This window comes from Bacillus sp. FSL R5-0593 (assembly GCF_038603755.1).
Lineage (GTDB): Bacteria > Bacillota > Bacilli > Bacillales > Bacillaceae > Bacillus > Bacillus velezensis.
Genome location: NZ_CP152011.1, coordinates 3,335,829 through 3,359,737, shown reverse-complemented (window position 1 = coordinate 3,359,737; position 23,909 = coordinate 3,335,829). Strand labels below are relative to the sequence as shown.

30 protein-coding genes and 1 riboswitch are annotated in these 23,909 nt (G+C 47.3%); of the genes, 25 read left to right on the top strand and 5 right to left on the bottom strand.

Going from position 1 to position 23,909, the window contains the following annotated elements; genetic code table 11:
• Positions 1-20: 20 nt before the first annotated feature.
• The gene (locus NYE36_RS16695; RefSeq protein WP_003151836.1) at positions 21-161 is read right to left on the bottom strand and encodes a YuzL family protein; all 141 of its coding nucleotides are present in this window, start codon (positions 159-161) and stop codon (positions 21-23) included.
• A 190-nt stretch (positions 162-351) separates the two neighbouring features.
• On the opposite strand from NYE36_RS16695, the gene NYE36_RS16690 reads away from it, so the two are divergent.
• From NYE36_RS16690 to sufB, 19 genes are all read left to right on the top strand, one after another.
• Positions 352-2,721: a 3-hydroxyacyl-CoA dehydrogenase/enoyl-CoA hydratase family protein gene (locus NYE36_RS16690; RefSeq protein WP_265451035.1), complete on the top strand. Its 2,370-nt coding sequence runs from the start codon at positions 352-354 to the stop codon at positions 2,719-2,721.
• A 10-nt stretch (positions 2,722-2,731) separates the two neighbouring features.
• A complete protein-coding gene (locus tag NYE36_RS16685; RefSeq protein WP_241457674.1) occupies positions 2,732-3,907 on the top strand; it encodes an acetyl-CoA C-acetyltransferase in 1,176 nt (391 codons plus the stop codon).
• An 18-nt stretch (positions 3,908-3,925) separates the two neighbouring features.
• The gene (locus NYE36_RS16680; RefSeq protein WP_241457672.1) at positions 3,926-5,710 is read left to right on the top strand and encodes an acyl-CoA dehydrogenase family protein; all 1,785 of its coding nucleotides are present in this window, start codon (positions 3,926-3,928) and stop codon (positions 5,708-5,710) included.
• A gap of 113 nt (positions 5,711-5,823) precedes the next feature.
• Positions 5,824-6,180 (top strand): arsenate reductase family protein, encoded by a 357-nt coding sequence (locus NYE36_RS16675; RefSeq protein ID WP_003151843.1) that lies wholly within the window; start codon positions 5,824-5,826, stop codon positions 6,178-6,180.
• A gap of 59 nt (positions 6,181-6,239) precedes the next feature.
• Complete coding sequence (gene gcvH / locus NYE36_RS16670) at positions 6,240-6,623, top strand: glycine cleavage system protein GcvH (protein ID WP_003151844.1); 384 nt, start codon at positions 6,240-6,242, stop codon at positions 6,621-6,623.
• Positions 6,624-6,677: 54 nt separating this feature from the next.
• Complete coding sequence (locus NYE36_RS16665) at positions 6,678-6,914, top strand: YusG family protein (protein WP_003151845.1); 237 nt, start codon at positions 6,678-6,680, stop codon at positions 6,912-6,914.
• Between the two features lie 69 nt (positions 6,915-6,983).
• Positions 6,984-7,349: a toprim domain-containing protein gene (locus tag NYE36_RS16660; RefSeq protein ID WP_007410083.1), complete on the top strand. Its 366-nt coding sequence runs from the start codon at positions 6,984-6,986 to the stop codon at positions 7,347-7,349.
• A 2-nt stretch (positions 7,350-7,351) separates the two neighbouring features.
• The gene (locus NYE36_RS16655; protein ID WP_003151847.1) at positions 7,352-7,672 is read left to right on the top strand and encodes a thioredoxin family protein; all 321 of its coding nucleotides are present in this window, start codon (positions 7,352-7,354) and stop codon (positions 7,670-7,672) included.
• A gap of 96 nt (positions 7,673-7,768) precedes the next feature.
• A complete protein-coding gene (locus tag NYE36_RS16650; protein WP_007410085.1) occupies positions 7,769-8,119 on the top strand; it encodes an SCP2 sterol-binding domain-containing protein in 351 nt (116 codons plus the stop codon).
• Positions 8,120-8,227: 108 nt separating this feature from the next.
• Positions 8,228-8,334, top strand: a riboswitch (SAM riboswitch).
• Between the two features lie 105 nt (positions 8,335-8,439).
• Positions 8,440-9,465 (top strand): methionine ABC transporter ATP-binding protein MetN, encoded by a 1,026-nt coding sequence (gene metN, locus NYE36_RS16645; protein WP_003151850.1) that lies wholly within the window; start codon positions 8,440-8,442, stop codon positions 9,463-9,465.
• Complete coding sequence (locus NYE36_RS16640) at positions 9,458-10,126, top strand: methionine ABC transporter permease (protein ID WP_007410086.1); 669 nt, start codon at positions 9,458-9,460, stop codon at positions 10,124-10,126. Before metN ends, NYE36_RS16640 begins: the two co-directional genes overlap by 8 nt.
• Positions 10,127-10,139: 13 nt before the next feature.
• Positions 10,140-10,955 carry a methionine ABC transporter substrate-binding lipoprotein MetQ gene (gene metQ / locus NYE36_RS16635; protein ID WP_047936113.1) on the top strand — a complete coding sequence of 272 codons (816 nt, stop codon included), beginning with the start codon at positions 10,140-10,142 and terminating at the stop codon, positions 10,953-10,955.
• A gap of 84 nt (positions 10,956-11,039) precedes the next feature.
• On the top strand, positions 11,040-11,426 hold the full coding sequence (locus NYE36_RS16630; RefSeq protein ID WP_015387747.1) for a carboxymuconolactone decarboxylase family protein: 387 nt from the start codon (positions 11,040-11,042) through the stop codon (positions 11,424-11,426).
• A gap of 192 nt (positions 11,427-11,618) precedes the next feature.
• A complete protein-coding gene (locus tag NYE36_RS16625) occupies positions 11,619-11,771 on the top strand; it encodes a hypothetical protein (RefSeq protein ID WP_003151857.1) in 153 nt (50 codons plus the stop codon).
• 176 nt (positions 11,772-11,947) lie between these two features.
• Positions 11,948-12,733, top strand: a complete 786-nt coding sequence (gene sufC / locus NYE36_RS16620; protein WP_003151872.1) for a Fe-S cluster assembly ATPase SufC — start codon at positions 11,948-11,950, stop codon at positions 12,731-12,733.
• 17 nt (positions 12,734-12,750) lie between these two features.
• Positions 12,751-14,064, top strand: coding sequence for a Fe-S cluster assembly protein SufD (gene sufD / locus NYE36_RS16615; RefSeq protein ID WP_015240539.1), 1,314 nt, complete (start codon positions 12,751-12,753; stop codon positions 14,062-14,064).
• Positions 14,064-15,284 (top strand): cysteine desulfurase SufS, encoded by a 1,221-nt coding sequence (gene sufS, locus NYE36_RS16610; protein ID WP_007410089.1) that lies wholly within the window; start codon positions 14,064-14,066, stop codon positions 15,282-15,284. The genes sufD and sufS overlap by 1 nt, the downstream gene beginning before the upstream one ends.
• Positions 15,274-15,717 (top strand): Fe-S cluster assembly sulfur transfer protein SufU, encoded by a 444-nt coding sequence (gene sufU / locus NYE36_RS16605; protein ID WP_003151877.1) that lies wholly within the window; start codon positions 15,274-15,276, stop codon positions 15,715-15,717. Before sufS ends, sufU begins: the two co-directional genes overlap by 11 nt.
• A gap of 19 nt (positions 15,718-15,736) precedes the next feature.
• Positions 15,737-17,134, top strand: a complete 1,398-nt coding sequence (gene sufB, locus NYE36_RS16600) for a Fe-S cluster assembly protein SufB (protein ID WP_007410090.1) — start codon at positions 15,737-15,739, stop codon at positions 17,132-17,134.
• 35 nt (positions 17,135-17,169) lie between these two features.
• Here sufB and csn read toward each other — a convergent pair whose 3' ends face one another.
• On the bottom strand, positions 17,170-18,006 hold the full coding sequence (gene csn, locus NYE36_RS16595) for a chitosanase (RefSeq protein WP_039253952.1): 837 nt from the start codon (positions 18,004-18,006) through the stop codon (positions 17,170-17,172).
• 136 nt (positions 18,007-18,142) lie between these two features.
• Positions 18,143-18,604, bottom strand: coding sequence for a DUF2691 family protein (locus NYE36_RS16590; protein WP_076851272.1), 462 nt, complete (start codon positions 18,602-18,604; stop codon positions 18,143-18,145).
• 73 nt (positions 18,605-18,677) lie between these two features.
• On the opposite strand from NYE36_RS16590, the gene NYE36_RS16585 reads away from it, so the two are divergent.
• From NYE36_RS16585 to NYE36_RS16575, 3 genes are all read left to right on the top strand, one after another.
• Entirely contained in the window at positions 18,678-19,379 is a 702-nt protein-coding gene (locus NYE36_RS16585; RefSeq protein WP_094032466.1) for a class I SAM-dependent methyltransferase, read from the top strand.
• A 37-nt stretch (positions 19,380-19,416) separates the two neighbouring features.
• A complete protein-coding gene (locus NYE36_RS16580) occupies positions 19,417-20,532 on the top strand; it encodes an FAD-binding oxidoreductase (protein ID WP_094032465.1) in 1,116 nt (371 codons plus the stop codon).
• A 65-nt stretch (positions 20,533-20,597) separates the two neighbouring features.
• Positions 20,598-20,972, top strand: coding sequence for a nucleotide excision repair endonuclease (locus NYE36_RS16575; protein WP_007410094.1), 375 nt, complete (start codon positions 20,598-20,600; stop codon positions 20,970-20,972).
• A gap of 38 nt (positions 20,973-21,010) precedes the next feature.
• Here the strand turns inward: NYE36_RS16575 and NYE36_RS16570 are convergent, their stop codons facing one another.
• Positions 21,011-21,283, bottom strand: coding sequence for a DUF1648 domain-containing protein (locus tag NYE36_RS16570; protein WP_015240532.1), 273 nt, complete (start codon positions 21,281-21,283; stop codon positions 21,011-21,013).
• Positions 21,284-21,356: 73 nt separating this feature from the next.
• Between NYE36_RS16570 and NYE36_RS16565 the strand changes: the two genes are divergently transcribed.
• Both NYE36_RS16565 and NYE36_RS16560 read left to right on the top strand, forming a co-directional pair.
• Entirely contained in the window at positions 21,357-21,485 is a 129-nt protein-coding gene (locus NYE36_RS16565) for a hypothetical protein (protein WP_265451034.1), read from the top strand.
• The gene (locus tag NYE36_RS16560) at positions 21,479-21,709 is read left to right on the top strand and encodes a hypothetical protein (protein WP_231102349.1); all 231 of its coding nucleotides are present in this window, start codon (positions 21,479-21,481) and stop codon (positions 21,707-21,709) included. Before NYE36_RS16565 ends, NYE36_RS16560 begins: the two co-directional genes overlap by 7 nt.
• A gap of 33 nt (positions 21,710-21,742) precedes the next feature.
• On the opposite strand, the gene NYE36_RS16555 is transcribed toward NYE36_RS16560, so the two are convergent.
• On the bottom strand, positions 21,743-22,669 hold the full coding sequence (locus NYE36_RS16555) for a MerR family transcriptional regulator (protein ID WP_241457668.1): 927 nt from the start codon (positions 22,667-22,669) through the stop codon (positions 21,743-21,745).
• 196 nt (positions 22,670-22,865) lie between these two features.
• On the opposite strand from NYE36_RS16555, the gene NYE36_RS16550 reads away from it, so the two are divergent.
• Positions 22,866-23,852 (top strand): SIS domain-containing protein, encoded by a 987-nt coding sequence (locus NYE36_RS16550; RefSeq protein WP_241457666.1) that lies wholly within the window; start codon positions 22,866-22,868, stop codon positions 23,850-23,852.
• The last annotated feature ends 57 nt before the right edge of the window (positions 23,853-23,909 follow it).

Genomic DNA, 23,909 nt, shown 5'->3' with positions numbered 1-23,909 from the left:
CAAAAAGCAGCCGCAGCATGTTATTCCATGTTGTCTTTTTTATATTGCTGATTTTGGCTCGTCCGTTTGCCGCCGCCGTATTTTTGTTTCGGTCCCGCATTTCCTTTCATGCTGGCCGCGCTCACTGCGGCAGAAGACGGATCTTTTCTCCCTCGCACCATTCCCTTCACCTCCGGGTTTAAGTTTCCCGCCCGCGCCATGGAACATGCGGAAGCAGAAAAATTTAAAAAAATTCCATATTTGCTATTGAAGTCATCCTGAAAATCTTTTAAGATGAAAGAAGAAAAGGGTTTCATTTTTTTTGCCGAAAAAATGAATGACTATTCATTCAAAGTTCAAGGGGGATGACTCATGCACAAGTTTATAAAGAAAGCAGCCGTTCTCGGATCAGGCGTTATGGGGTCCGGAATTGCCGCGCACTTGGCTAACATCGGAATTCCCGTCCTGCTGCTTGATATTGTGCCAAACGAGCTGACAAAGGATGAGATGAAAAAAGGGCTGACATTAGAAAGCCCGGAGGTCCGCAGCAGACTGAGCCGATCGGCCATGCAAAAGCTGCTGAAGCAAAAACCGGCGCCGCTGACTTCGGCTGCCAATCTCGACTATATAACGGCGGGGAATTTGGAAGATGACGCAGCTCAATTGAAGGATGCTGATTGGATTATTGAAGTCGTCGTCGAAAATCTTGACGTAAAAAAACAGATTTTCTCACTCGTTGATGAATACCGGAAACCGGGAAGCATCGTGTCGAGCAATACGTCCGGTATCTCCGTCACAAAAATGGCGGAAGGCCGATCTGCCGATTTTAAAGCTCATTTCTTAGGAACCCATTTCTTTAATCCGGCCCGCTACTTAAAGCTTCTGGAAATCATTCCGATTCAGGAAACAGATCCTGACGTGCTGGAGTTTATGACTTCATTTGCAGAAAACACGCTCGGGAAAGGGGTCGTCATCGCAAAAGACACGCCTAACTTTATCGCCAACCGCATCGGTACGTACGGCCTGCTGGTCACGGTAAGAGAAATGCTTTCTTCCGGCTGCCGCATCGGCGAGGTGGACACGGTGACCGGGCCTTTGATCGGCAGACCGAAAAGCGCGACCTTCAGAACCCTTGACGTTGTGGGGCTTGATACGTTCGCCCATGTGGCAAAAAATGTGTATGATAAAGCCGACGGCGCTGAAAAAGACATGTTTAAGCTTCCTGAATTTATGAATGACATGTTGAAAAACAATTGGCTGGGCAGCAAATCAGGCCAAGGTTTTTACAAAAAAGAAGGTAAAACAATATATGAACTCGATCCGCTGACCATGACATACGGTGAGCGCTCGAAAATGAAGACGCCCGCTTTAGAAGCCGCCAAACAGGCAAAGGGTGCCAAAGGCAAAATGAAAGCGCTTATATACTCTGATGACCGCGCCGGACGCCTGCTTTGGAATATCACATCGCAAACACTCTTATACTCAGCCCGGCTTTTAGGTGAGATCGCTGATGATATCAAAGCGATTGACGACGCCATGAAATGGGGCTTCGGATGGGAGCTCGGACCGTTTGAGATGTGGGATGCCATCGGCGTCAGAAAATCAGCGGAGCGGCTCGAAGAAGAAGGCGCAGCACTCCCCGTCTGGGTGAAAGAAATGCTTGATCAGGGCCATGAAACATTTTATATGAAGGAAAACGGAACACCATTTTACTATTCAGACGGCCAATACAGGGCTGTGAAAGAAAATCCGAAACGGATCAGCCTGCAAACGTTAAAAGAAACAAAAGGCGTGATCACTAAAAACAGCGGAGCCAGTCTGATTGATCTCGGCGATGATGTCGCGCTGCTGGAATTTCATACGAAAAGCAACGCGATCGGCTTAGACATTATTCAGATGATTGACAATGCGCTTGAGGAAACGGAGCGGAATTATAAAGGTCTTGTCATCGGAAACCAAGGCAGACATTTCTGCGCGGGGGCAAACCTTGCGATGATTTTGATGGAAGCTCAGGATGATAACTTCATGGAAGTCGATTTTGTCATCCGCCGTTTTCAGCAGACGATGCTGAACATCAAATACAGCGCTAAACCCGTTGTTGCGGCGCCATTCGGGATGACACTCGGCGGCGGCACGGAAGTCTGTCTCCCGGCGGCACGCGTTCAGGCGGCGAGCGAATCGTATATGGGTCTTGTTGAAACCGGCGTCGGCCTTATTCCGGGCGGCGGAGGAAACAAAGAGCTGTACATGAATTATTTGGACGGCGGAAGTGAACTGATGGACGCAGCGATTAAAACCTTCGAAACAATCGCACTTGCCAAGGTGTCCGGTTCGGCACACGAAGCCCGTGATATGCAGATTTTGTCCGCGGCAGACCGCGTCAGCATGAATCAGGATCACCTGCTGCACGATGCGAAACAGCTGGCTGCTTCCTTATATGACAGCGGATACCGCCCGCCTGCCCGCAAAAAAGTGAAAGTCACCGGGGAAACCGGATGTGCGGCATTACTGCTCGGGGCAGACCAAATGAGACGGTCGGGTTATTTATCCGATCACGATATGAAGATTGCGAAGAAGCTGGCCCATGTCATTGCCGGCGGAAGAGTCCCGTTCGGCACGGAGGTTTCAGAAGAATATCTGCTCGAGATTGAAAGAGAAGCCTTTTTAAGCCTCGCTGGCGAGGCGAAATCTCAAGCGAGAATGCAGCATATGCTCGTCAAAGGCAAACCTTTACGGAACTAGGAGGGTGTTTATGAGAGAAGCAGTCATTGTGGCCGGTGCGAGAACCCCGGTCGGTAAAGCGAAAAAAGGATCGCTTGCAGCCGTTCGTCCTGATGATTTGGGCGCGCTTTGTGTAAAAGAAACGCTGAAACGGGCAGGCGGATATGAAGGAAATATCGATGACTTAATTATCGGATGTGCAACACCTGAAGCCGAACAAGGATTAAATATGGCGCGGAATATCGGTGCGCTGGCGGGGCTTCCTCATACGGTGCCGGCCATTACGGTGAACCGCTACTGCTCTTCCGGGCTCCAATCCATCGCTTACGGTGCTGAAAAAATTATGATCGGCGCGGGTGACACCGTCATTGCGGGCGGTGCGGAATCCATGTCGCAAGTTCCGATGATGGGGCATGTGACCCGCCCGAATATCGCTTTGGCGGAGCATGCGCCTGAGTATTACATGAGCATGGGGCACACAGCGGAGCAGGTCGCCGAAACGTACGGCGTATCCAGAGAAGACCAGGATGCATTTGCCGTCCGCAGCCATCAGAATGCCGCAAAAGCCCTTAAAGAAGGCAAATTCAATGACGAAATCGTGCCGGTTGAAGTATCGCTGACAGAAGTCGGTGATGACCATAAGCCGCGGAAAAAACAATTTATCTTTTCTCAAGATGAAGGCGTTCGTCCCGGCACATCAGCTGACGTCTTGGCGAAGCTCCGTCCGGCTTTTTCTAAAACGGGAACCGTGACGGCCGGGAACTCTTCACAAACAAGTGACGGCGCGGCGGCTGTCATGCTGATGGATCGCGAAAAAGCTTTGTCGCTCGGATTGGCGCCGCTTGTCAAATTCCGTTCCTTTGCCGTAGGCGGCGTTCCGCCTGAGGTAATGGGGATCGGTCCGATTGAAGCCATTCCGCGGGCGCTCAAGCTTGCCGGACTCGAATTACAGGATATCGGGCTTTTTGAATTGAATGAGGCCTTTGCTTCACAGGCCATTCAAGTCATCAGATCGCTTGGGATAGATGAAGAAAAGGTGAACGTCAACGGAGGCGCCATCGCGCTCGGACATCCGCTCGGATGCACGGGAACGAAGCTGACCCTGTCACTCATTCATGAAATGAAACGGAGAAACGAGCAATTCGGCGTGGTGACGATGTGCATCGGAGGCGGCATGGGCGCTGCCGGCGTATTTGAACTCATTTAAAAAAAGGGGGAAACGAACATGAAACAGGAAACGGTCAACGTCAAAAAAGGCGGCAGCTTTCTGATTGAAGAGACGGGATATGATCAAATATTCACTCCGGAGGACTTTACAGACGAACACAAAATGATCGGCAAAACGACAGAAGACTATGTCGTAAACGATGTGCTTCCTTATATCGATGAAATTGAAAACCATCAGTTCGAGCATTCGGTCAGACTGCTGAAAAAAGCCGGAGATCTCGGCCTCCTCGGAGCAGACGTGCCTGAAGAGTACGGCGGAATCGGCCTGGATAAAATCAGTTCAGCCTTCATTACGGAAAAGTTTTCACGTGCCGGCAGCTTTTCGCTGTCTTACGGCGCTCACGTCGGTATCGGCTCATTGCCGATCGTGTTCTTCGGAACGGAAGAACAGAAAAAAACCTATTTGCCGGACTTGGCTTCAGGACAAAGAATCGCGGCATACGCCTTAACTGAGCCCGGTTCAGGTTCAGATGCCCTCGGCGCGAAAACCACGGCTGTTTTGAATGAAGCGGGCACACACTATATTCTTAACGGAGAAAAGCAATGGATTACAAACTCCGCCTTTGCAGATGTCTTTGTCGTCTACGCTAAAGTGGACGGAGATAAGTTTTCCGCATTTATCGTAGAAAAGAACTATCCGGGCGTGTCAACGGGACCGGAAGAGAAAAAAATGGGGATTAAAGGCTCATCGACAAGAACGCTGATTTTAGATCAGGCGGAAATCCCGAAAGAAAACCTTCTCGGCGAAATCGGAAAAGGCCATGTCATCGCCTTTAATATTCTGAATATCGGGCGCTACAAGCTTGCCGTCGGCACAATCGGCGCTTCAAAACGGGTGATTGAGCTGTCTGCCGCTTATGCGAACCAGCGCCGGCAATTTAAAACACCGATCTCAAGATTCACGCTCACTCAGGAAAAGCTTGCGACGATGTCAGCTCGGCTTTACGCGATGGAGAGCTCTGTATACAGAACAGTGGGCTTATTCGAAGATAATATGAGCAGACTGACGGAAGAGGAGCAAAAAGACGGACGCGAAGTCGCGAAGTCAATCGCCGAGTACGCGATTGAATGCTCGCTCAACAAAATGTGCGGTTCTGAAACGCTTGATTATATTGCCGACGAAGGCGTTCAAATTCACGGCGGTTACGGATTTATGCAGGAATATGAAGTGGAGCGCGCCTATCGCGACTCAAGAATCAACAGAATTTTTGAAGGCACAAATGAAATCAACCGCCTGATCGTAACGAGCACGTTCCTGAAAAAAGCAGTAAAAGGTCAGCTGCCGCTCTTTGAAAAAGCAAAAGCGCTCCAAGAAGAACTCATGATGCTGATGCCTGAAGAGCCGGGCTCGGAGCCTCTTGGACAGGAAAAATACATTGTCAGACAGGCGAAAAAGATCGCCCTCTTGACAGCGGGTCTCGCGGCGCAGAAATACGGCAAAGAGATCGAAGGCGAGCAGGAAATCATGGTGAACATTGCCGATATTGTCAGCGCGCTGTACGCTTTGGAATCAGCCGTCCTCAGAACGGAAAAAGCAATTGCGGCGGACGGTGCCGAAAAAGCCGCGCAGAAGCTGTTATATACGGAAATCTTTGCCCAGGAAGCCCTTCAGAACATTGAAGCGCACGCCAAAGAATCACTGATCGCCATGGAGGAAGGAGATTCCCTCCGGATGATGCTTTCCGTGCTGCGCAAACTGACGCGCCTGACGCCGAAAAACCTCATTCAGAAAAAACGTGAAGCGGCAGCCGCCGTCTTCCGTGAAGAAAAATATACGGTCTGATCACATGCTGAAAGCGCTCCTTCATCAGGGGCGCTTTTTCATGAAGCAACGTTATAGGTTTTTACAAGTGATTGTGTTAAAATAACGACGATCATTTACAAGGGGTGAAGAAGATGTCGTTAAATTTTTACTGGTACCCTAAATGCGGAACGTGCCGTAATGCGAAAAAATGGCTGGAAGACCGCGGTAAGGAAATAAACGAAATACATATCGCGGAGGAAACTCCGTCGAAAGAAGAAATTAAAGACCTCTATGAAAAGAGCGGTCTTGAGCTCAAAAAGTTTTTCAACACGAGCGGAATGAAATACCGCGAACTGAACTTAAAGGAAAAACTGTACCATATGTCAGAGGATGAACAGCTCGAACTTTTGGCATCAGACGGTATGCTCCTGAAACGCCCGATTACGACAGACGGCGAAAAAGTCACTGTCGGCTTTAAAGAAGACCAATTCGAAAAATATTGGATGTAATGCCAGGTTCAAAGAATTATGGTATCTTCTTATTATAAGAAAAAAATGGAGGGATTTAGATGAGCACACCGAAAGATATGCGTTATTCCAAAGAGCACGAATGGGTCAAAGTTGAGGACGGAAAAGCCCGGATCGGGATTACACATTTCGCGCAAGCCGAACTTGGCGATATCGTATTTGTCGAGCTTCCGGAAGTCGGCGCCGAAATTAAAGCGGACGAGCCATTCGGCAGCGTGGAATCCGTCAAAACCGTTTCCGAACTGTACGCACCGATTAACGGAACGGTGACGGAAGTGAACGAAGACCTTGATGACAGTCCCGAATTCGTAAACGAGTCTCCGTATGAAAAAGCGTGGATGATCGTCGTGGAACCGGCTGATGCTGAAGAAATCGAAAACCTCATGACTTCCGAGCAATATGACGAAATGACACAAGAAGACTGATCGGATAGCAAAGGGGCCATTTGGACATTCTATCTGTAACGGGAGGTGTCTAAAATGGCTTTTGATAAACAAAAGGTCGATGTGACGGAGAACGTTACGGGCCGCTTTCAAAACGGCCGGTTTTCCTTATTTCATGAAAATGAAGCCATCGGCGAGATGACAGGCATGGACCAGTACGAGCTCAAACAGGGCTTTTCATTTGAAAATCAAAAATTTTATAAAACAGCCGATGTCATAAACGGCAGCGATCCGAAATATGTCGATTGCGATTATGAGAATGGCTGGTGTTAACAGTTGGCGGTGAATTTCACTGCCTTCTTTTTCAATCTGACGCTAAAACAATCGGCAGGTGACGCGCTTATGTACAACGGAGATGAAAAGGTCATTATCGTAGAAGGAAAATCTGATAAAATCAAAGTCAGGGAAGTGCTCATCGAACCCGCGGAAATCGTCTGTACAAACGGAACGATCGGCCAAACCGAACTGGAAGATTTGGCGGACCGCCTGTTTGACAGAGACGTCTATATTTTAACGGACGCAGATGACTCCGGAGAAAAATTAAGAAAACAGCTGAAACGGGAGCTTCCCGAAGCGCGCCATATTTATATAGACAGAACATACAGGCAAGTCGAGTCGTGCCCGGGCCATCATCTCGCATCTGTGCTGATCAGAGCCGGCTTTGATGCTGACACTGTATTTTTGAAAAAGAACGACCTGAGGTGGTAATCATGAAAGAACTCCAAGAAAATGAACTCGAATCGATTCAGGATGACGTTTATCTCCTGTATTTGTACACCCCGTTTTGCGGCACATGCCAGCTGGCGTCCAAAATGCTTACTGTCGTCGAAGAAATGCTGCCCGGCGCCGCCTTCTATAAAAACAACGTGAATTATTCCCCCGCATTCGCCAAAGCCTATCAGATTGAAAGCGTTCCGTGCTTTTTGCTGTTTAAAGGCGGAGAGCTTGTTGAGAAAGGATACGCCTTCCGCTCCGTTTCCTATTTATATGAGCTGATTAAACAAAAAACATCGCAAACGTTCCCGATGTGACAATATTTACAGGAAAATGTCGTGCGGTTTATAAAGGGTTCTGTCCGTTAAAAAGAGAAAGTGTATGTATGGCCATTAAAACGGGAGGTTATACGAGTGGAGAAAATAGAAGTTTCAGAGAATGACGGACAGCATCTGTTTTTGAAACCGCTATTAAACGCCTCAACGCTGCTGATTACATTCCAAGGAGAAACAGAAGCCTTAACGGTCTCAATTAACGGACAGGGAGAAATGAGAAAAACGTCGGTTTCAAAGGAAAAATCTAATTTGACCTTTTACGGAAACCAGACGGAAATCATTCATCTCCTGCATGGTGATGTCTCTTTGCAAAAGCTTATCCAAAGCGGAAAACTCAAAGTGAAAGGATCATTCAGAGCTCTGCTGAAGCTGGAGGCCATCCTCTGGCTGACAAACGGATTTTTTCAGGCGATCAGTAAACGGCCGTAACTCAATCTACTATGTGACAATAGCTTCCAATATTTATTTTATTGACTTTTTATCATTCGCCGTGCTATTCTACAGTAAGAATTTCCGGACGAAAATACGATATGTTTTCTCTTATCAAGAGAGGTGGAGGGAAGTGCCCTATGAAGCCCGGCAACCATCAACAATGTTGAAATGGTGCCAATTCACTCGAAGCGGTCTGCTTTGAAAGATGAGAGAAAGGCCTTTTTCAATAAGCCTTTCTGCTCATTTTTGCAGAAAGGCTTTTCTTTTGCGGAGAAACCCGGAAGATTTCTTAGAATAGTGTAAGGCGGGTGATTGCTTTGATCCATCTTCAAAATGTTTCAAAAATTTACAAAGCGAAGCATGGGGATGTCAATGCTGTCCAAGATGTCACTCTTGATATCAAAAAGGGCGAAATATTTGGAATTATAGGATATAGCGGAGCTGGTAAAAGTTCCTTAATCCGTCTCCTGAACGGCCTTGAAAAGCCGACGTCGGGAACCGTGGAAGTCGCGGGGACGGAATTAAATAAAGTAAGCAGCCGCGGGCTGAGAAAAGCGCGCCAGGAAATCAGCATGATCTTCCAGCATTTTAACCTTCTGTGGTCGCGCACCGTCCGGGAGAACATTATGTTTCCGCTGGAAATCGCCGGCGTGAAAAAAAGCGAACGGGTCCGCCGCGCTGATGAATTGATTAAACTGGTCGGATTAGAGGGGAAAGAAAAATCTTATCCGTCGCAGCTGAGCGGCGGTCAAAAGCAGCGTGTCGGCATCGCCCGGGCGCTCGCCAATAATCCGAAAGTCCTTCTGTGCGATGAAGCGACATCAGCGCTCGATCCGCAGACGACCGATTCAATTTTGGATCTTTTATCCGATATAAATGACAGACTCGGCCTGACGATCGTGCTCATTACCCATGAAATGCACGTCATCCGAAAAATCTGCAACAGAGTCGCAGTCATGGAAAACGGGAAAGTCGTTGAAGAAGGCGAAGTACTCCAAGTTTTCAGAAACCCGCGCGAACCGATGACCAAGCGTTTCGTTCAGCAGGTGACAGAACCAGAGGAGACGAAAGAAACCATCCAGCATTTTCTGCAGGAAACAGCGACAGGAAAAACGATTCAGCTTTCATTTGTCGGGCAGGCAGCCGAGCAGCCCCTCATTACGGAAATGATCCGAAACTTTGATGTGGACGTCAATATTCTGCAGGGGAAAATTTCACAGACGAAGGACGGAGCCTACGGTTCTTTATTCATTCATATTGACGGTCAGGAAAAAGAAGTAGAAAACGTGATCCGGTTCATCAAAGACAAACAGGTAGAAGCAGAGGTGATCACAAATGTTTGAAAAATGGTTCCCGAACGTTGATATAACCGAGCTGTGGACGGCCACATACGAGACCCTTTATATGACGGTCATCGCTTTAGTTTTTTCATTTATCATCGGAGCGGTTCTCGGTCTTCTGCTCTTTTTAACGGGCAAGGGAAGCTTATGGGAAAATAAAATCATTAACACCGTGATTGCGGCGGTCGTTAATATTTTCAGGTCTATTCCGTTTCTTATTTTAATTATTCTGCTTCTCGGCTTTACTAAGATTTTGGTCGGATCGATTTTAGGACCGAACGCCGCATTGCCGGCGCTGATTATCGGCTCCGCGCCGTTTTACGCCCGTCTTGCGGAAATTGCGCTCCGGGAAGTCGATAAAGGAGTCATCGAAGCTGCCAGATCAATGGGAGCAAAGACATCGACGATTATCTTCAAAGTGCTGATTCCTGAATCAATGCCTGCGTTAATTTCAGGCATCACCGTTACGGCCATCGCCCTGATCGGATCTACCGCCATTGCCGGCGCCATCGGTTCAGGCGGACTCGGAAACCTTGCATATGTAGAAGGCTACCAGTCCAATAATACGGATGTAACGTTTGTAGCGACAGTATTTATACTCATCATCGTCTTTATCATTCAGATTATCGGTGATGTAATTACAAATATAATAGACAAAAGATAAGGGAGGATTTACATTGAAAAAGATTGTATTAAGTGCGCTGCTGCTTGTGTTCGCGGGAGTTTTGGCCGCCTGCGGATCAAACGGCTCGAATAAAAAGGAAATCGTCGTCGCCGCGACAAAAACACCGCATGCTGAAATCTTAAAAGAAGCGGAACCGCTCTTGAAGGAAAAAGGCTACACATTAAAAGTAAAAGTGCTGAACGATTACAAAATGTACAACAAAGCGTTAGCTGATAATGAAGTGGATGCGAACTACTTCCAGCACGTTCCTTACCTTGAACAGGAAATGAAGGAAAATAAAGATTACAAACTCGTGAATGCCGGAGCCGTTCACCTTGAGCCATTCGGAATTTACACGAAAAAATACAAATCACTGAAAGACCTGCCTAAAGGCGCGACCATCATCATGACTAACAATGTCGCTGAACAAGGCCGTATGCTGGCGATGCTTGAAAAAGCCGGACTGATCACACTTGATCCGAAGGTGAAAACGATTGAAGCGACTACGAAAAACATTACGAAAAACCCGACAAACCTGACATTCAAAAAAATCGCCCCTGAATTAACGGCGAAAGCATATAATGAAGAAGAAGGCGATGCAGTCTTCATTAACGTCAACTATGCGATTCAAAACAAACTGAATCCGTTAAAAGACGCGATTGAAGTGGAATCAACGAAAAACAACCCGTATGCAAACATCATCGCCGTACGCAAAGGTGACGAAAAATCAGAGAAAATCAAAGCGCTTATGGAAGTGCTTCACTCTAAGAAAATCAAAGACTTCATTGAGAAAAAATACGACGGAGCCGTGCTTCCCGTATCTGAATAAAGCGAAAACCCCGGATGAGTCATCCGGGGTTTTTTTCGGGTATTAATCGGAGAACTGTCCATAATAAAAGGGAAGGTTAACTTATTGGAGGGAATGGCAGTGGCTCAATACCAGGATAACGGCAAAAGCGTGCATGACGCGTTAAAACAATACAAAGAAGGTTTAGGCATATTTGAACAAAAAATGCCGATGATGGGGCGGAAGTTTAATGAATTTACTGAACAGTGTTTCTCAGCGGATTCATTAACTGAAAAAGAGAAACAATTAATCGCTCTGGGTATCAGCATCAGCGCTCAAGATGAATTTTGCATGATTTATCATACGAAGGGCTGCCTTGACCAAGGGGCCACAGAAGAAAACATCCTTGAGGTCATCAGCGTCGCGGCGGCATTCGGGGGCGGCGCGGCTCTCAGTCAGGGAGTGACCCTCGTGCAGCAGTGCATTCAGGAATTCGGACATACGACGCATTAGAATGAGCAATCGTGTGAATACCGTTTTTCAGATAAAGTGAGCGCCGGTTTCCGGCACATTCGAAAGGATTCAGGGGCACACTCTCTTTGGCCGGAGCAGGGGATCATTGTTACAATAGAAACAAATATATGAAGGGATTGATTCATTATCTGCACCAGCCACGAGAGACTGGACCTTGACTATACGCCTGAAATGGAAAAAGCGATGCAGAAGTCACACGGCATCGGCTACGAGGAATACGGACGGCGTCTTTCAAAAAGGATGGAAGTCGAACGGCAGAGGGAGCTTGAATATCAAAAAAGCAAGTTCCTCGCAGCGCAGCTTAATGAGAAAATCGGTCAGTAAAAAAGGGTGGATTTCCGCCCTTTTTCTGTTTCAAACAGCTTTAATTACGCCTTGATCTTTGATAAACTTTAGGAATGTTCCGGGTAATATAAAAAGTTGTATTTACTTTTCATTTGTTATAAAATTAGAATGAGAATAAATTGAGAATAATGATTATATATTTTGGAGGTATAGATATGGCTGCTTCAACATTAACGATCAAGGATCTTCACGTTGAAATCGAAGGAAAAGAGATCTTAAAAGGTGTAAACCTTGAAATAAAAGGCGGCGAATTCCACGCTGTCATGGGGCCGAACGGTACCGGTAAATCCACGCTTTCAGCAGCGATTATGGGACACCCGAAATACGAAGTTACAAAAGGCAGCATCACGCTTGACGGCAAGGATGTACTGGAAATGGAAGTGGACGAGCGCGCTCAGGCGGGTCTTTTCCTGGCGATGCAGTACCCAAGCGAAATCAGCGGTGTGACAAATGCCGATTTCCTTCGCTCTGCGATTAACGCACGCCGTGAAGAAGGCGATGAAATTTCTCTTATGAAATTCATCCGCAAAATGGACGAAAACATGGAGTTCCTTGAAATGGACCCTGAAATGGCGCAGCGTTACCTGAACGAAGGTTTCTCAGGCGGGGAGAAAAAACGCAACGAAATCCTTCAGCTTATGATGATCGAGCCGAAAATCGCCATTCTTGACGAGATCGATTCAGGTCTTGATATCGATGCGCTTAAAGTCGTTTCTAAAGGAATCAACAAAATGCGCAGCGAAAACTTCGGCTGCTTAATGATTACTCACTACCAGCGCCTTCTGAACTACATCACGCCTGATGTCGTTCACGTTATGATGCAGGGACGCGTAGTGAAATCCGGCGGCGCGGAGCTTGCACAGCGCCTTGAAGCGGAAGGTTATGACTGGATTAAACAAGAACTAGGCATTGAAGACGAAACTGTAGGCCAAGAAGCGTAAGCGTTAGGGGGATAATCATGACATTGGAAACGAAACTATCCGTAGATCAGGAATATGTCAAAGGCTTTTCCGAAAAGCATCAAGAACCTGCCTGGCTGAAAAACCTGCGCTTACAGGCTCTTGAAAAAGCTGACGATCTGCCGCTGCCTAAGCCTGATAAAACAAAAATCACAAATTGGAACTTTACAAAGTTCAACAAGCATACAGTAGAAAATGCGCCGCTTGCTTCTTTAGAAGATTTAGCTGATGAAGCAAAAGCGCTGATCGATATCGAAAACGAAGACAAAACGTTATACGTGCAGCGTGACCAAACGCCCGCTTTCCTTTCTCTTTCCAAAGAACTGAAAGACAAAGGCGTCATCTTTACGGACATCTTAACGGCTGCCCGTGAGCACAGCGACCTCGTTGAGAAGTATTTCATGAAAGACGGCGTTAAGGTCGACGAACATAAACTGACTGCGCTTCATGCAGCATTAATGAACGGCGGGGCATTCCTTTATGTTCCTAAAAACGTTCAGGTGGAGACGCCTGTTCAGGCCGTTTACGTTCATGAAAGCAATGACACGGCATTGTTCAACCACGTGCTGATCGTCGCTGAAGACCACAGCTCCGTCACTTACGTTGAGAACTATATCAGCACGGTGAATCCGAAAGAAGCTGTATTCAACATTATCAGTGAAGTGGTCACAGGTGATAATGCCAGCGTGACGTACGGCGCTGTTGACAACCTGTCAGCAGGCGTCACAACATACGTCAACCGCCGCGGAGCCGCGCGCGGACGCGACAGCAGAATCGAGTGGGCGCTCGGACTGATGAACGACGGCGACACGATTTCTGAAAACACGACAAACCTCTACGGAGACGGCACATACGGCGATACGAAAACCGTAGTTGTCGGAAGAGGAGAACAGACGGAAAACTTTACGACGCAGATCATCCACTTCGGTAAGGCTTCTGAAGGCTATATCCTGAAGCACGGAGTCATGAAAGATGCCGCATCTTCCATTTTTAACGGAATCGGCAAAATCGAGCACGGCGCGTCTAAAGCAAACGCTGAACAGGAATCCCGCGTTCTGATGCTGAGTGAAAAAGCACGCGGAGATGCAAACCCGATTCTTTTAATTGATGAAGACGATGTAACTGCAGGACATGCGGCATCTGTCGGCCGTGTGGACCCGATCCAGCTTTACTACTTAATGAGCCGCGGAATTCCGAAAGAAGAAGCGGAGCGCTTAGTCATTTACGGATTCCTTGCTCCGGTGGTAAAAGAGCTTCCGATTGAAGGAGTTAAGAAACAGCTCGTCTCCGTCATCGAAAGGAAAGTAAAATAATGAATATCACCGATATTCGTGAACAGTTCCCGATCCTTCATCAGCAAGTGAACGGACATGACCTCGTGTACCTTGACAGCGCGGCGACTTCTCAGAAGCCGCGTGCTGTCATTGAAGCAGTGGATCAGTATTACAGCAAATACAATTCCAATGTCCACAGAGGCGTTCATACTCTTGGCACGAGAGCGACAGACGGCTATGAAGGTGCGCGTGAAAAAGTCCGTAAGTTTATCAATGCGAAATCAATGGCTGAGGTCATTTTCACAAAAGGCACGACAACTTCACTGAATATGGTGGCGCTGAGCTATGCCCGCGCCAGCTTAAAACCCGGTGATGAAGTGGTCATCACCCAAATGGAGCATCATGCGAATATCATTCCGTGGCAGCAGGCTGTAAAAGCAACCGGCGCGACTTTAAAGTATATCCCGATGCAGGAAGACGGCACGCTTTCGTTAGACGACGTCCGGCAGACTGTCACAAGCCATACGAAGATCGTGGCAGTCGCTCATGTGTCAAACGTGCTCGGCACGATCAACCCGATTAAAGAGATCGCCAAAATCGCTCATGACAATGGCGCGGTCATCGTGGTGGACGGGGCGCAAAGCACACCGCACATGAAAATCGACGTTCAGGACTTGGATTGCGACTTCTTCGCGCTTTCTTCCCATAAAATGTGCGGCCCGACGGGAATCGGCGTGCTGTACGGCAAGAAAGAACTGCTTGAGAATATGGAGCCGGCCGAATTTGGCGGCGAGATGATCGACTTTGTAGGGCTTTATGAATCAACTTGGAAAGAGCTTCCGTGGAAATTTGAAGCAGGCACGCCGATTATCGCAGGCGCGATCGGATTGGGAGCCGCGATTGATTTTCTTGAAGAGATCGGACTCGACGAGATTTCCCGGCATGAGCATAAGCTTGCAGCCTATGCGCTTGACCGTTTCGAGCAGCTAGACGGCGTGACGGTATACGGTCCGAAAGAGCGGGCGGGACTTGTGACATTTAATCTTGATGAGGTTCACCCTCATGATGTCGCGACTGTCCTCGATGCTGAGGGCATTGCGGTCAGAGCCGGACATCATTGCGCCCAGCCGCTCATGAAATGGCTGGATGTATCTGCTACTGCGAGAGCGAGTTTTTACCTGTATAATACAGAGGAAGAGATCGATAAGCTCGCGGAAGCCCTCCAAAAGACAAAGGAGTACTTTACAAATGTCTTTTAATGCAAATTTAGATACATTATACAGACAAGTGATCATGGATCATTACAAAAATCCGCGCAACAAAGGGGTTTTGGATGACAGCATCGTCGTCGATATGAACAACCCGACTTGCGGCGACCGGATCAGACTGACAATGAAGCTTGACGGCGATACCGTTCAGGAAGCGAAGTTTGAAGGGGAAGGCTGTTCTATCTCCATGGCTTCAGCTTCCATGATGACGCAGGCGATTAAAGGAAAAGATATTGATACCGCCCTTTCCATGTCTAAGATTTTCTCAGACATGATGCAAGGGAAAGAGTATGACGACTCGATAGATCTCGGGGATATTGAAGCTCTTCAAGGCGTTTCGAAATTCCCGGCCCGGATTAAATGTGCCACCCTTTCATGGAAAGCACTTGAAAAAGGAGTCGCTGGCGAAAAAGGCGGCAATTAAAAGATTGGAGTGAAAATGGATGGCTAAAAAAATGCCTGAAATTGGTGAATACAAGTACGGTTTTCACGATAAGGACGTTTCCATTTTCCGTTCAGAGCGCGGATTGACAAAAGAAATCGTAGAAGAAATTTCACGCATGAAAGAAGAGCCTCAATGGATGCTTGATTTCCGCCTGAAATCTCTTGAGCATTTCTACAACATGCCGATGCCGCAGTGGGGCGGGGATTTAAACTCTTTAAACTTTGACGAAATTACGTATTACGTAAAGCCGTCAGAGCGTTCAGAGCGTTCTTGGGATGAAGTGCCTGAGGAAATTAAACAGACATTCGACAAACTCGGTATTCCTGAAGCTGAGCAAAAATACCTTGCCGGTGTTTCTGCACAGTACGAATCCGAAGTTGTTTACCACAATATGAAAGAAGATCTTGAAGAGCAAGGCATCGTCTTCAAAGACACAGACAGCGCGCTGAAAGAAAATGAAGACATTTTCCGCGAGCACTGGGCGAAAGTCATTCCGCCGACTGATAACAAGTTTGCGGCGCTGAACTCAGCTGTTTGGTCCGGCGGATCTTTCATCTACGTGCCTAAAGGCGTGAAGGTTGAAACACCGCTTCAAGCTTACTTCCGCATCAACTCTGAAAACATGGGTCAGTTCGAACGTACGCTGATCATCGTTGACGAAGAAGCAAGCGTTCATTACGTAGAGGGCTGTACGGCTCCTGTGTACACAACAAACTCGCTTCACAGCGCGGTTGTTGAAATCATCGTCAAAAAAGGCGGCTACTGCCGTTATACAACAATTCAAAACTGGGCGAACAACGTTTACAACCTAGTAACGAAACGTACGGTTTGTGAAGAAAACGCGACGATGGAATGGGTTGACGGAAACATCGGTTCTAAATTGACGATGAAATATCCGGCTGTCATTCTGAAAGGTGAAGGCGCGCGCGGCATGACGCTTTCTATCGCTCTTGCGGGTAAAGGACAGCATCAGGACGCAGGCGCGAAAATGATTCACCTTGCACCGAATACGTCATCCACAATCGTATCAAAATCGATTTCTAAACAGGGCGGAAAAGTAACATACCGCGGTATCGTCCACTTCGGACGAAAAGCGGACGGCGCCCGTTCAAACATCGAGTGTGATACGCTCATTATGGATAACAAATCAACTTCTGATACAATCCCTTACAATGAAATCCTGAACGACAACATTTCATTGGAGCACGAAGCGAAAGTATCAAAAGTTTCTGAAGAACAGCTTTTCTACTTGATGAGCCGCGGTATTTCTGAAGAAGAAGCAACAGAAATGATCGTTATGGGCTTCATCGAACCATTCACAAAAGAACTTCCGATGGAATACGCAGTTGAAATGAACCGTTTGATTAAGTTCGAAATGGAAGGCTCCATCGGTTAATAGTAAAACCCCGCCATATGGCGGGGTTTTTTTGTTTATTGAATAGTGAAATTACCGTATTCGCTTGACCGGACATGAATCGGCCCGTTTAAATTGTAGTTCTTCTCTTTGACAATATCGCGAAAAACGTCGACACGGGCAACCGATTCTCTCCATTCATCCTGGGTGTCCTCATCTGACGGATTCATCAGATCGTCATAGCGCACATCCAAGAATTTATTGAGCCATTTCTTCTCGTCAGTTCCGTCTTTCGGTGACCCGCCCATTTTTTTGTTCGTGCGTTTAATCAGGGCATAAAAGGAGTCTGGATCATCGCCGTCGCCATGCTGAATCACCGTATCGTACATCACTGCTTTTGCCAAGGCCGTTTTCAGTCCGGCATTTTCTGAACGTTTCATCGCCGGCTGATAATACAAGCTGTCATTTACCTTATCCTGGGCAGCGCGGAAGGCTTTATCATTGCCAAGTGAGCGCCAGGCAGAATCGAATCCTTTCAGGTTGCTGATATCATCGCTTTCGTCCTTCGCAAGACGCCGCAATTCAGGCAAATACTTTTTCAATTTGTTATTCGGCACCGCTTTCGTGTATACTTCGACTACTTCCAGCGCATCTCCGGTAGCCGTCGTAAAGCCGGCCCGCCCGCAAGTGTAACCTCTTCCGTCATCCAACGCTTCAACATATCCGTATTGGATTTCCGTCTTTCCGTTTTCAAAGATGCTGGTCAGCTGTTCCGCCCGGCGCTTCTGATCCTTATTCAGCCCGGCCGCAAAAACCGTACCGCTCATCATCAGGGTAAAAAACATGGTGAAAATAAGTGACGAAACCGCCGTCTTCTTCCAAAAATCTGCTTTTTTCTTTAAGCTGATTTTCATTGCCATACCCCTTTCATATGTAAGTTACGCACTCAGTATACATGAGGGGGTTGTTTTTTTGTTGAAAACACACGAATTTGTCAATATTTTGAATCCTAAGCCCTATCAGGTGCTTCATAAAAAGAACGCACCTTCATCAGACAGACAATCCCGTTCTCGCGTCATTCTCATCTGTAACATAGTCAACGCGGTGAAACCCGCATTGTACAGCCTGCTGATAAAGGGCTTCGAGCATATCCGGATCTTTGCAATATAACGTTACATACGAGCAATCTGCAATGAGAAGCACAAGCTCACAGGAACTCTCCAAATACTCCTCGTACGTATTGATTTCCGTTACCATCCCGCCCGGGAAAGCTTTCAATTCAGCAAAAATCATATAATAAGGGTTTCCTTCCAGACGCTGACGGAGTTCTTGACCCTGAATGATGCGCTGATTTTGCGGAAACAGGTCTGTATCGGTGTCTTCTTTGAATTCAGTATACGCCTCTCCATCACCGATAAACCACGTATAGGAAGAGATGGGGAACGGTTGTAATATATCTGCCGCAAACCGTCCGAATTGATTTGGGATGTCAAAAGTAATGCCGCGTTTCATATGGTCGTATCTCCTTTCGGCTTTTGAATATTATGGTATAATAGTTGGATAAATATTGAAAGGGGTGAGTGTTATGACAGCACGATACGGAATTGATGCGCCTTATGGAGCGTTTGGATTTATCTTTCTTGCGCTCCTTTATGCCGCAGCCACGTTATGCGGTATGATTCCTCCTTACTGGGGCTGGCTGACGGGCACCTTGTTTTTATTGCTCGGTCTTTGGATGCTCTTGTATTCAACGGCCATTAAACTTTCACACCGCCATCGTATTTTGGCGCTTTCCGGTTTAAAGCCGGACATGAAGGTGCTTGATATTGGAACGGGACGGGGGCTGTTAGCGATCGCCGCGGCACAAAAAGGCGCTGACGTCTCAGCGATTGACAAATGGTCAAGCTGGGATCTGGGCGGAAACGGGAGAGACGCATTTGAAAAGAACAGACGGGCAGAAGGAGCGCCGGAAATTGATTTGTATGACGGACTCGCGCAAGCCATGCCGTTTCCTGATAAAACGTTTGACCTTGTCATTTCGCATTTTACCGTACACAACATTTCAGGCAGAAAAGAGAGGGAACGGGCGATCAAGGAAATGATGAGGGTGCTGAAGCCTGGCGGCACATTGGCCGTGTCAGATATAAAAAATACATCACAATACAGAGCAATTCTTGAAGAAAACGGCTTTCACACAAGAACGTATTCCTTTTATTATACGTTTCCGTTTTCAAAACTCATTGTCGCCGTCAGGACTCCGGTAGGAACCGGGCGCTCCATTTGTTAAAATAAATAAGACAAAACAGATAGAAAAGGTGTTACACATGAAGTCTTATATAATTATCGGAGCCGGCATTCTCGGTGCGTCCGCGGCTTATCATCTCGCAAAGGCCGGTGCGGATGTAACGGTCATTGACCGGAAACACCCGGGGCAGGCGACTGACGCCGCGGCGGGGATCGTCTGCCCGTGGCTGTCGCAGCGCCGCAATCAGGCATGGTATGCGATCGCAAAAGGCGGAGCCCGCTATTATAACCAATTGATACAGCAGCTTGAAGCGGACGGAGAAACAGAAACCGGTTATCAAAAGGTCGGTGCCGTCAGCCTCCATACGGATGAAAAAAAGCTCAGCCAAATGGAGGAAAGAGCTTATAAAAGAAGAGAGGACGCCCCTGAAATCGGTGACATTACAAGACTGACTCCGGAAGAAACGAAGGCGCTGTTCCCCGCGCTGTCGGAGGAATACGGGGCGGTTCATGTCAGCGGCGCGGCCCGGGTGAACGGGAGGGCGCTTCGTAAGGCGCTGTTAAACGCGGCCGTTAAGCACGGCGCGATTGTTTACAATGAAGAAGCGTCAATATTGACAGAGGACGGTGCCGTCATCGGTGTGAAAACCGCAGAACGCACGCTTACTGCCGACCAGGTTCTCGTAACGGCCGGCGCTTGGGCGAGAGAGCTGCTTGAGCCGCTCGGCATCCGTTTTTCAGTATCATACCAAAAGGCGCAGATCGTTCATTTAGAGCTTCAGGGAGAGGAGACGGGCGGCTGGCCCGTCGTCATGCCCCCAAACGATCAATACATTCTTACCTTTGACAGCGGCAGAATCATAGCGGGCGCGACTCATGAAAACGATACCGGCATGGATTTGCGGGTGACGGCCGGCGGTCTCCGCGAGATTTTTGACAAAGCATTAACCGTGGCGCCGGGGCTTTCAGACAGTACTATGATAGAGACAAGAGTCGGTTTCAGGCCGTTTACTCCCGGTTTTCTTCCCGTCATCGGCAAAGTGCCGAATATCAGCGGACTCCTCGTTGCCAACGGGCTGGGCGCCTCAGGGCTGACGAGCGGGCCGTATCTGGGGGCTGAACTGGCGAAACTCGCGCTCGGGCAGCAGACGGAAATTGATGTAAGCCTTTATGATCCGGCCGGGGCGCTTGAATAAAAAATAGCTTTTGGCGCATTCTTATGATAGGATGGAGCTTTAATGAATAAGAGGACGTGACCCATTTGATAAAAATAAACCTTCCTGCTCCTGATGTAACCATTACGGAACGGCAGCAGTCACCGTCGGAGAATGAACCGGCGATTAAAGCGATTTACGGTTTCATTGATTTTCACCAAATTCCGAGAGACAAAGGCGGCATCTTTATGTTTTATAACATTCATGATGAGCTGCTGTTTGTCGGGAAGGCCCGTAAATTAAGACAAAGAATCAAAAAGCATTTTGAAGACAATGTGTCGCCTGTTAAACATCACAGGGACGAAGTGTATAAAATTGAAGTATGTGTCGTAAATGATCCGATGGAAAGGGAGATTTACGAAACGTACGCGATCAATACCCTTCAGTCGAAATACAACATTGAGAAAGTATTTTATAAATAAGAAAAACCGGAGCTTAAGGGCTCCGGTTTTCTTTATGTTTACAGTGCCAGCCACATCACTGCAATATGCACGATCAGCAGACAGTAAACGATGAGGAACAGCTGGACGACCTTTTTTCTGAATAACATGCAGATCATCATGAGCACGGGAAAAATCAGGACGCCGGCCGTTTTATTGATTGATGTATTCGGACGGTTCGACACGTCATAGTGAATGGCCATATCAGCAGGAAGAAACGGATAAAACACAATCGACAGAATAAAGGCGAGAACTACAGCACCCCACAGCACTTTATCATTCATTAAAAACATATGAACACTCCCTTTTTTTAGTGTGAAAAATTTCATTAGTTTCAGTATTTATCTTATGGGTGTTTCCGATCAGGTGATCGCTGATATTAAAAAGTCATCGCCGGATTATTTTAAAGAGTTGAAAGCGGCGGTCTACAGCGGCGATTATGAGAAAGTGAACAGCGTCATTGATCAAGGTTCGCAGATTATGAGAAAGTGCTGAAAGAAGAGTTTGACAAAAAGAGCATGGACAAAGGAAAATCAACGGCCATCGGCCAATGCGCAACGGCTGTATGGGTATTTTTAAACGCGGCGGCCGCCATTGAGACGATCGCTCTTGCGGTAGCGGCCATCATTTTGACAGTAGCAAGCGTTGACGAAGATTCCGACTTAGGAAAAGAGCAGCTCATCGCTAATGTCGTTGACCGCATTAACGCGCAGCACTGAAGCTGAAGAAAGAAAACGCTAAGGAGACGAACCTTAGCGTTTTTTTGATTGAAGCATCTGTTTTAAATATGCTTCTGAATCAAAGCCGAGTTCCTCGTCGGCTTCTTTTTTCAGTTCAAGCTGAAATCGCACATACGTGTCATATTTCGGGCTGAGCTTTTGAAGAAGATTGCTGAAAGGCGATCCCTCCTTCAGCGCGGGCAGATCAGAAGCGGATTCTCCGACCTTGATCAGGCTTTCCCTGTATTCTTCATCTGTCTGCACTCTTTTCACAAGCTGAATGATGATGTTTTTATGAGTGTCCCAAGTGGCGGGGTCTCTCTCCAAAATCCGCTCGATAAATTGGTCATGCTGGACTTTGTGCTGCTGAAGCTGAGCCGGATCCTCTTTGCCGACCAGCTGCATCATCGGGTGTGCAGCCGGAACTTCTTCCATATCATCCAATACTTTAATAAGCTCCGCCCATATCGTTTTTTTCTCATCTGTATCAATAGAAAAGTCGAGGAACGGTTCAAACAGCGCGGCGATAAATTCTCCGAAATCTCCCGGGAACAGTTTTTTCAGCTGAAGTCCCATATACTTCGGTTCATCTATTTTGACCTCGCCGATATCATGCAGAATTGAATCGACATTTTCCGCATCTTCCACGCGCTTGATCAGCATTTCAGTCAGTTTCCGTTCCTGCTCAAGCTCTTCAATCTGCCGGCTGAGCTTTTGATGCTGCCGGCGCAGTATATCATGCAGACTGCTGCCCTCTAAGAGGAACGCTTTAATATCGATTACAGACAGTGCCAGCATTCGGAGGGCGGCAATCATTTTCAGCGTATTCACGTTCTGAGCGGAATACTCACGGTATCCGTTATCAGGGTTTTTGCTGACGGTGATTAAACCTTCCTGCTCATAATATTTGATGGCTTTTTTCGTGAGACCCGTCTGTCTGGCGGCTTCTTTTATATTCATTCTGAATCACTCCCTGTTTTTCATTCTAAACGTGTCTCTAAGGGTCAGGTCAAGAGAGGACGGGAAATAAGACGGGTTTATTTTATATTTTAGAAATTTCAGAAAATATGATTGACAACGCACCTTTGTTGCGATTAATATAACGTTATATAATGTTATATAACGTTATATAATAAAACACTGAGGAGTGAAGGATTTGAGTCAAACTGCCGCACAAGTGAATCACAAGGTTCAGGCTTTCTTGGATGATCTGAAAGGAAAAACGATTGACCACGTCTTTTTCGTCGCTTGCGGGGGTTCTTCAGCCATTATGTATCCGAGCAAGTACGTGTTTGACAGAGAGGCGAAAGCCATCAGCTCTGATCTCTACAGTTCAAATGAATTTATTCAGCGCAATCCCGTTCAGCTCGGAGAGAACTCTCTCGTGATTTTATGTTCTCAGTCAGGCAATACGCCGGAAACGGTGAAAGCCGCCGGTTTCGCCAGAAAAAAAGGCGCGCTTACGATTGCGATGACCTTTGAGCCTGATTCGCCGTTAGCGAAAGAAGCCGAATATGTCGCGGTATATGACTGGGGTGAGAACGCACAGGCGATAAATACGAATTACGGGGTTCTGTATCAAATCGTGTTCGGCGCTTTACACGTGCTGGAAAACCATACCGCGTTTGAACAGGCGATCGACGGACTCAATAAGCTCCAGACCGTATATGACAAAGCGCTCAAACAAGAAGCGGATCACGCAAAGGCATTCGCGAAAGCCCACGAAAAAGAAGATATCATTTACACGATGGCAAGCGGTGCGAACTACGGCGTCGCTTACTCCTACAGCATCTGCATTCTCATGGAAATGCAATGGATTCATTCCCACGCCATTCATGCCGGAGAATATTTTCACGGACCGTTCGAAATCATTGATGAATCCGTTCCATTTATTATCCTGCTCGGCTTAGACGAAACAAGACCCCTTGAAGAGCGGGCGCTTTCCTTCTCAAAAAGATACGGCAAAAAACTGACTGTGCTTGATGCGGCAGCATATGATTTTTCCGGAATTGACGATTCTGTAAAAGGCTATCTGGCTCCTCTCGTATTAAACCGGGTGCTCAGAAGCTATGCGGATGCGCTGGCGGAAGCAAGGAACCATCCGTTAAGCCAGCGGCGTTACATGTGGAAAGTCGAATATTAAGAACGCGCATTATATTTCACCGGACTATAATGATATATAACGTTATAGTCCGGTGAC

What these genes read in the sequence shown, in the direction of transcription:
- NYE36_RS16640 (WP_007410086.1), top strand. Translation starts at nt 9,458, where the DNA reads ATGTTTGAAAAATGGTTCCCGAACGTTGATATAACCGAGCTGTGGACG.
- gcvH (WP_003151844.1), top strand. Translation starts at nt 6,240, where the DNA reads ATGAGCACACCGAAAGATATGCGTTATTCCAAAGAGCACGAATGGGTC.
- NYE36_RS16625 (WP_003151857.1), top strand. Translation starts at nt 11,619, where the DNA reads ATGGAAAAAGCGATGCAGAAGTCACACGGCATCGGCTACGAGGAATAC.
- sufC (WP_003151872.1), top strand. Translation starts at nt 11,948, where the DNA reads ATGGCTGCTTCAACATTAACGATCAAGGATCTTCACGTTGAAATCGAA.
- NYE36_RS16680 (WP_241457672.1), top strand. Translation starts at nt 3,926, where the DNA reads ATGAAACAGGAAACGGTCAACGTCAAAAAAGGCGGCAGCTTTCTGATT.
- NYE36_RS16675 (WP_003151843.1), top strand. Translation starts at nt 5,824, where the DNA reads ATGTCGTTAAATTTTTACTGGTACCCTAAATGCGGAACGTGCCGTAAT.
- sufU (WP_003151877.1), top strand. Translation starts at nt 15,274, where the DNA reads ATGTCTTTTAATGCAAATTTAGATACATTATACAGACAAGTGATCATG.
- NYE36_RS16580 (WP_094032465.1), top strand. Translation starts at nt 19,417, where the DNA reads ATGAAGTCTTATATAATTATCGGAGCCGGCATTCTCGGTGCGTCCGCG.
- NYE36_RS16570 (WP_015240532.1), bottom strand. Translation starts at nt 21,283, where the DNA reads ATGTTTTTAATGAATGATAAAGTGCTGTGGGGTGCTGTAGTTCTCGCC.
- NYE36_RS16585 (WP_094032466.1), top strand. Translation starts at nt 18,678, where the DNA reads ATGACAGCACGATACGGAATTGATGCGCCTTATGGAGCGTTTGGATTT.
- NYE36_RS16590 (WP_076851272.1), bottom strand. Translation starts at nt 18,604, where the DNA reads ATGAAACGCGGCATTACTTTTGACATCCCAAATCAATTCGGACGGTTT.
- NYE36_RS16685 (WP_241457674.1), top strand. Translation starts at nt 2,732, where the DNA reads ATGAGAGAAGCAGTCATTGTGGCCGGTGCGAGAACCCCGGTCGGTAAA.
- NYE36_RS16555 (WP_241457668.1), bottom strand. Translation starts at nt 22,669, where the DNA reads ATGAATATAAAAGAAGCCGCCAGACAGACGGGTCTCACGAAAAAAGCC.
- NYE36_RS16665 (WP_003151845.1), top strand. Translation starts at nt 6,678, where the DNA reads ATGGCTTTTGATAAACAAAAGGTCGATGTGACGGAGAACGTTACGGGC.
- sufD (WP_015240539.1), top strand. Translation starts at nt 12,751, where the DNA reads ATGACATTGGAAACGAAACTATCCGTAGATCAGGAATATGTCAAAGGC.
- NYE36_RS16660 (WP_007410083.1), top strand. Translation starts at nt 6,984, where the DNA reads ATGTACAACGGAGATGAAAAGGTCATTATCGTAGAAGGAAAATCTGAT.
- NYE36_RS16655 (WP_003151847.1), top strand. Translation starts at nt 7,352, where the DNA reads ATGAAAGAACTCCAAGAAAATGAACTCGAATCGATTCAGGATGACGTT.
- sufB (WP_007410090.1), top strand. Translation starts at nt 15,737, where the DNA reads ATGGCTAAAAAAATGCCTGAAATTGGTGAATACAAGTACGGTTTTCAC.
- csn (WP_039253952.1), bottom strand. Translation starts at nt 18,006, where the DNA reads ATGAAAATCAGCTTAAAGAAAAAAGCAGATTTTTGGAAGAAGACGGCG.
- NYE36_RS16690 (WP_265451035.1), top strand. Translation starts at nt 352, where the DNA reads ATGCACAAGTTTATAAAGAAAGCAGCCGTTCTCGGATCAGGCGTTATG.
- NYE36_RS16695 (WP_003151836.1), bottom strand. Translation starts at nt 161, where the DNA reads ATGGTGCGAGGGAGAAAAGATCCGTCTTCTGCCGCAGTGAGCGCGGCC.
- sufS (WP_007410089.1), top strand. Translation starts at nt 14,064, where the DNA reads ATGAATATCACCGATATTCGTGAACAGTTCCCGATCCTTCATCAGCAA.